Annotated in this window: 5 protein-coding genes; all 5 read right to left on the minus strand. The window is 74.0% G+C overall.

Features of this window, described 5'->3' with window-relative positions; genetic code table 11:
• Positions 1-16: 16 nt before the first annotated feature.
• Complete coding sequence (locus tag ACFU6K_RS31050; RefSeq protein WP_380668652.1) at positions 17-1,798, minus strand: cation acetate symporter; 1,782 nt, start codon at positions 1,796-1,798, stop codon at positions 17-19.
• Positions 1,795-2,244, minus strand: a complete 450-nt coding sequence (locus tag ACFU6K_RS31055; RefSeq protein ID WP_380668654.1) for a DUF485 domain-containing protein — start codon at positions 2,242-2,244, stop codon at positions 1,795-1,797. The genes ACFU6K_RS31050 and ACFU6K_RS31055 overlap by 4 nt, the downstream gene beginning before the upstream one ends.
• A 320-nt stretch (positions 2,245-2,564) precedes the next feature.
• Entirely contained in the window at positions 2,565-3,257 is a 693-nt protein-coding gene (locus tag ACFU6K_RS31060; protein ID WP_380668656.1) for a response regulator, read from the minus strand.
• Complete coding sequence (locus ACFU6K_RS31065; protein WP_380668658.1) at positions 3,254-4,429, minus strand: sensor histidine kinase; 1,176 nt, start codon at positions 4,427-4,429, stop codon at positions 3,254-3,256. Before ACFU6K_RS31065 ends, ACFU6K_RS31060 begins: the two co-directional genes overlap by 4 nt.
• 30 nt (positions 4,430-4,459) lie before the next feature.
• Positions 4,460-4,945: a DUF1453 domain-containing protein gene (locus ACFU6K_RS31070; protein ID WP_380668660.1), complete on the minus strand. Its 486-nt coding sequence runs from the start codon at positions 4,943-4,945 to the stop codon at positions 4,460-4,462.
• Positions 4,946-5,079 lie beyond the last annotated feature (134 nt).

A 5,079-nucleotide genomic window follows, 5' to 3' on the forward strand; every position in this document is an offset into this window, starting at 1 on the left:
CCCCGGGCGCGACGGCTCAGGCCGCGCCCGCACCGGTGAGAGCACGTACCTCCAGCTCGGCGAACCGGTCCGGGTCGGCGGGCTCGGACGAGGTGACCGTCCCGAGCCACCCGGCGAGGAAGCCGAGCGGGATGGAGACGAGGCCCGGGTTCTCCAGCGGGAACCAGTGGAAGTCGAGGCCGGGGAAGAGCGCCTCGGGGGAGCCGGACACCACCGGCGAGAAGAACACCAGCACGATCGCCGGGATCAGCCCGCCGTACACCGCCCAGACCGCGCCCCGGGCGGTGAACCGCGACCAGAACAGGCTGTACAGCAGCACCGGCAGGTTGGAGGAGGCCGCGACGGCGAAGGCCAGGCCGACCAGGAAGGCGACGTTCAGCTGCTGGGCGAAGAGGCTGATCACGATCGCCGTCGCACCGATCCCGGCGGCGGCGAACCGGGCGACCACCACCTCCTGCTGTTCGCTGATCCCGGACACCGACTCCTCCGACCGGGAGGCCGGGACGGTCTCGCCCCGACGGCGCCGCCCGCGACCGTTCTTCGCCTGCTCGCGGGCGGGCCGGGCGCGCCAGGCGCCGGCCCAGACGTCGTGGGCGAAGGCCGCCGAGGAGGCCAGGGTGAGCCCGGCGACCACGGCGAGGATGGTGGCGAAGGCGATCGCCGAGATCAGGGCGAACAGCACCACCCCGCCGGTGCTGCCGTTGCCGCCGCCGAGGACCAAGGCGAGCAGCGGAACGGCGGTGTTCCCGGCCGAGTTGGCGTGCCGCACCTCGGCCGAGCCGATCAGCGCGGTGGCGCCGAGGCCGAGCACGATGGCCATCAGGTAGAAGCTGCCGACCAGGCCGATCGCCCACATCGTGGAGCGGCGGGCGGCCCGCGCGGTGGGCACGGTGTAGAAGCGGGACAGGATGTGCGGCAGGCCCGCGGTGCCGAGCACCAGGGCGAGGCCGAGGCTGACGAAGTCCAGCCGGCTGGTGAGGCTGCCGCCGTACTTGAGCCCGGGCTCCAGGTAGCGGTGCCCGGCACCGCTGTGGTCGGCCGCCTGGCGCATCAGCTCGCCGAGGTCCCCGTGGAAGCGGACCACCAGCAGCACGGTCAGCAGCACCGAACCGCCGGTCAGCAGGAAGGCCTTGATGATCTGGATCCAGGTGGTGGCCCGCATCCCGCCGATGGTGACGTAGACGATCATCAGGGCGCCGACCGCGATGATGGTCCAGGTGCGGGCGTGCGGGCTGCCGGTGCCGAGCAGCAGGGCGACCAGCGAACCGGCGCCGACCATCTGGGCCACCAGGTAGAGCAGGGTGACCACGACGCTGGCGCCGCCGGCCGCGGCGCGCACCTTGCGGCGGCGCAGCCGCAGCGCGAGCACGTCGGCGAGGGTGTACCGGCCGGCGTTGCGGACGAGTTCGGCGACCAGCATCAGCACGACCAGCCAGGCGACCAGGAAGCCGATGCTGTAGAGCACGCCGTCGTAGCCGTACAGCGCGATCAGCCCGGCGACGCCCAGGAAGGAGGCGGCGGAGAGGTAGTCGCCGGAGAGCGCGAAGCCGTTCTGCAGCGGGGTGAAGTCGCGGCCGCCGGCGAAGAAGTCCTCGGCGGCGTTGCCCTGGCGGCCGACCCAGAGGGTGACCCCCAGGGTGACCAGGACGACGACGGCGAACAGCGCGATGGCGAGCGAGTGGTGGTCGCCGGTGGGGGCGACCGGGGGCGGGGTGGCGGTCGACACCACGGTCCGCGCGGCGGTCTTCACGGCGGCGATGGCCGCATCGGTGGGCACGGTGGTCATCAGGGTCGTCATCGCAGCTGGTCCTGGGTGTCCCAGCGCAGGCCCAGGGCGGCGCGGTCGCGCTTGGTCCGGGCGTTGCGGGCGTAGAGCCAGGCGAGCAGGAAGGTCGAGGCGAACTGCAGCAGTCCCAGCAGCCAGGCCACGTTGAGCGGGCCGGCCACCGCGCGGCGCATCAGGTCGGGGGCGCCGGCCTGGGCGGCGACGTACAGCAGGTACCAGGCGAGGAAGCCGCCGGTGATCGGGAAGACGAAGGTCCGGTAGCTGCGGCGGATCTGCCGGAAGGCCGCGCTGGCCTGGACCTCCCGGTAGACCTCGGTCCGGTCGGCGACCGGTTCCTCGTCACGTGGCGCGAGGGACGCGAGGGGTCCGTGCGGTGCGGCCGGGGCCGCTTGGTCGACGGGGGTGCTCTGGGCGAACGGCTCGACGGCGGGCCCGTGGATCGGTGCGCCGACGGCCACAGGCTCGCCGACTGCCTCTGCCGACCGGTCCGGACGGGCGTGCTCCGTACGGATGGGGCCCGACTGCGCCGGTACCGCCGACCGGCGGTGCGCAGCCGATGGCTCGGCGGACTCAACGGGGGTGCCGGCGGCCGGAGCGGCCCACCAGTCGAATCGCTGCCCCTGGCCGGGGCTGCTCGTCTGCTGCTGTGGCACTGATGCTCCTGGACGGCCGGATGTTCTGACCCGAACCATGATGGCGGCCCTAGGACAACGCCTCTGACCATCGCAGATACGTTCACTCGATGAGGTGATCGATCATCCGACAGACACTCATCGGACTACTGCTGCGTCCCGGTGATTCCGTGTCGGAAGGCGTAGGCGACCGCCTGCGCCCGGTCCCGTACGGCGGTCTTGGCGAACAGATTGTTGATGTGGGTCTTCACGGTGGCCTGGCTGACGAACAGCCGTTGGGCGATCTCCGTGTTGGACAGCCCCTGGGCGATCAGCGCCAGCACCTCGGCCTCCCGGACGGTCAGCCCGTCGGGCAGCTCCCCCGGGCGGTCGACCGGCCGCCCGGGGGCCGGCTCGGATCCGCCGGGCTGCTCCGAAAGCCTTTCCAGCAACCGGAGTTGGACCTGCGGGGAGAGCCCGGCCGCACCCGAGCGGACGTCCGCGATGGCCCTGGCGATCTCCTCGCCACCGGCGTCCTTGGTGAGGTAGCCGCGCGCCCCGGCCTGGAGCGCCGGGAACAGCGAGTCGTCGTCGGCGTAGGTGGTGAGCACCACGACCTCGGTCTCCGGGTGCGCCGCGCGGATCCGCCTCGTCGCCTCGACGCCGTCGCAGCGCGGCATCCGCAGATCCATCAGCACCACGTCCGGGTGATGACGCTCCACCAGGGCGACGGCCTCCTCCCCGTCCCCCGCCGCACCGACCACCTCGATGCCGGGCAGCAGCCCCAGCAGCATCACGATTCCCTCGCGCACCACCGTCTGGTCGTCCGCGACCAGCACCCTGGTCACCGGTTCCGTCATGCCGGCACCCGCAGCAGCACGCGCCACCCTCCGTCCTCCGGGCCCGCCAGCAGCGTGCCGCCGAGCAGTTCCGCGCGTTCGCGCATCCCCGGCAGACCGTACCCGCTGCCGCTGGCGGCCAGCTCCCCCGACGCCGGCTCACCTGCGGACGCGCCGCGCGGCGGCCGGGTGTTGCGCACCTCCAGCTCCACCGCGCCGTCCAGGTAGCGCAGTTCGACGGCGCAGTGGGCGCCGGGCGCGTGCTTGCGGACGTTGGTCACCGCCTCCTGCGCGGTGCGCCGCACCGCGAGGGCGGCCTCGGCGGCGAGCGGCCGGGGCGTGCCGGTGACGGTGAGGGCGGCCCGTTCCCGCCCGGTCAGCTCCACCAGGAACTCCCCGACCGGGGTGAACTCCCCGCGCAGCGCGGACAGCGCCTGCCGGGTCTCGGCCAGCCCGTCCTGCGCCATCCGCCGGGCGGCGACGACCCGTTCACGGACCTGCTCGCGGTCCGTCCCGGCGTCCAGCATCAGCCGGGCCGCCTCCAGGTGGACGAGCTGCGCGGAGAGGCTGTGGGCGAGCACGTCGTGGATCTCCCGGGCGATCCTGGCCCGTTCGGCGAGCGCCGCGCTCTCCGCCTCGGCGGCCCGGGCGGCCCGCTCCTGGGCGAGCAGCAGGCGGGCGGTGCCGCGCGCCTCGATGTCCAGCCGCAGCAGGAAGCCGACCAGGAGGGAGCCTCCGATGGTGGCGGCGATGCTGAGCCAGCTCGCCGGGGAGGCCGCCGTGTACGAGCCCAGCGCGGCCGCCGCGGCGCACAGCGCGGGCGCGGGCGGCAGCCGGATCAGGACCGTCACGGCCAGCCCGATCCAGAGGAAGTCGGCCAGCGTGTGGGCCAGCCCCCGGTTGGCGAGCCAGCCGGCGCCGACCAGGCCGGCGGCCAGCAGGTACGAGGCCGCCGGGCGCTGCTCCCGGGTGACCCGCAGGTACCCCGCGCAGAGGGCGAAGGCCGCGGCCAGCCCGGCCGCCGCGGCCGCCGCCGCCCAGCCGGCGTACCTGCCGCCGGAGAAGGTCCCCCAGCCGACGACGACCACCAGGACGGTCCGGCCGAACACGGTGAGGACCCGCCGCGGCCGGCTCTCGTCCTCGCGGCCGATCCCTTCCCGGGACGGCCAGCGGGTCCAGTACCACCCGGCCACGGGGGCCTCCTCGATGCTCACGGCGGCGGGTCAGTGCAGTCCGGCGGCGGTCCGCGCGGGCTCCAGCGTGCGGGCCCTCCAGTTCACCACGACGGAGCGGACCAGCAGCAGGACCGCCATGCCCAGCATCAGCGTGCTGCCCGCCTGGTGGACGTGCAGGGCCGAGCCGACCGCGTACAGGCCGATCCGGACGGCGATCATCCCGCACCAGGCGGCCACGGTGGCCTTGGTGCCCTTGACCAGGACGCCGCCGTCGGGGGCCCGCCAGATCCGTACGGTCCAGCCCCAGACCGTGCCCATCGCGAGCACGGCGACGAGGCCGGCGACCAGCAGCGTGGCGGAGACCGCGGTGTGCTGGTGGTCGACGAGCTGCGGGTCCCGCAGCGCGAGCGCGCCCAGGACCAGCGGCAGCAGCCAGAACCGGCGCTCGGTGTCCAGTCGCTGGACGCGCATCTGGCGCTGGACCACCAGGACCACCACCGCGATGACCACGAGGATGTTGGCGATGGAACTCATCGGATTCTCCGTCCCGGGGAGAGGCTTGTCGCTGACCTCTCCGACGCTACGGATCCGGCGCTTCCCGCTGATCGGAGCCGGGGTGGAGCACGGGTGGAACCGGCGGCGCGAGGGCCCTCCACCCAGGGGTGGAG

The organism is Kitasatospora sp. NPDC057512, assembly GCF_042802135.1.
Taxonomy (GTDB): Bacteria; Actinomycetota; Actinomycetes; order Streptomycetales; family Streptomycetaceae; genus Kitasatospora.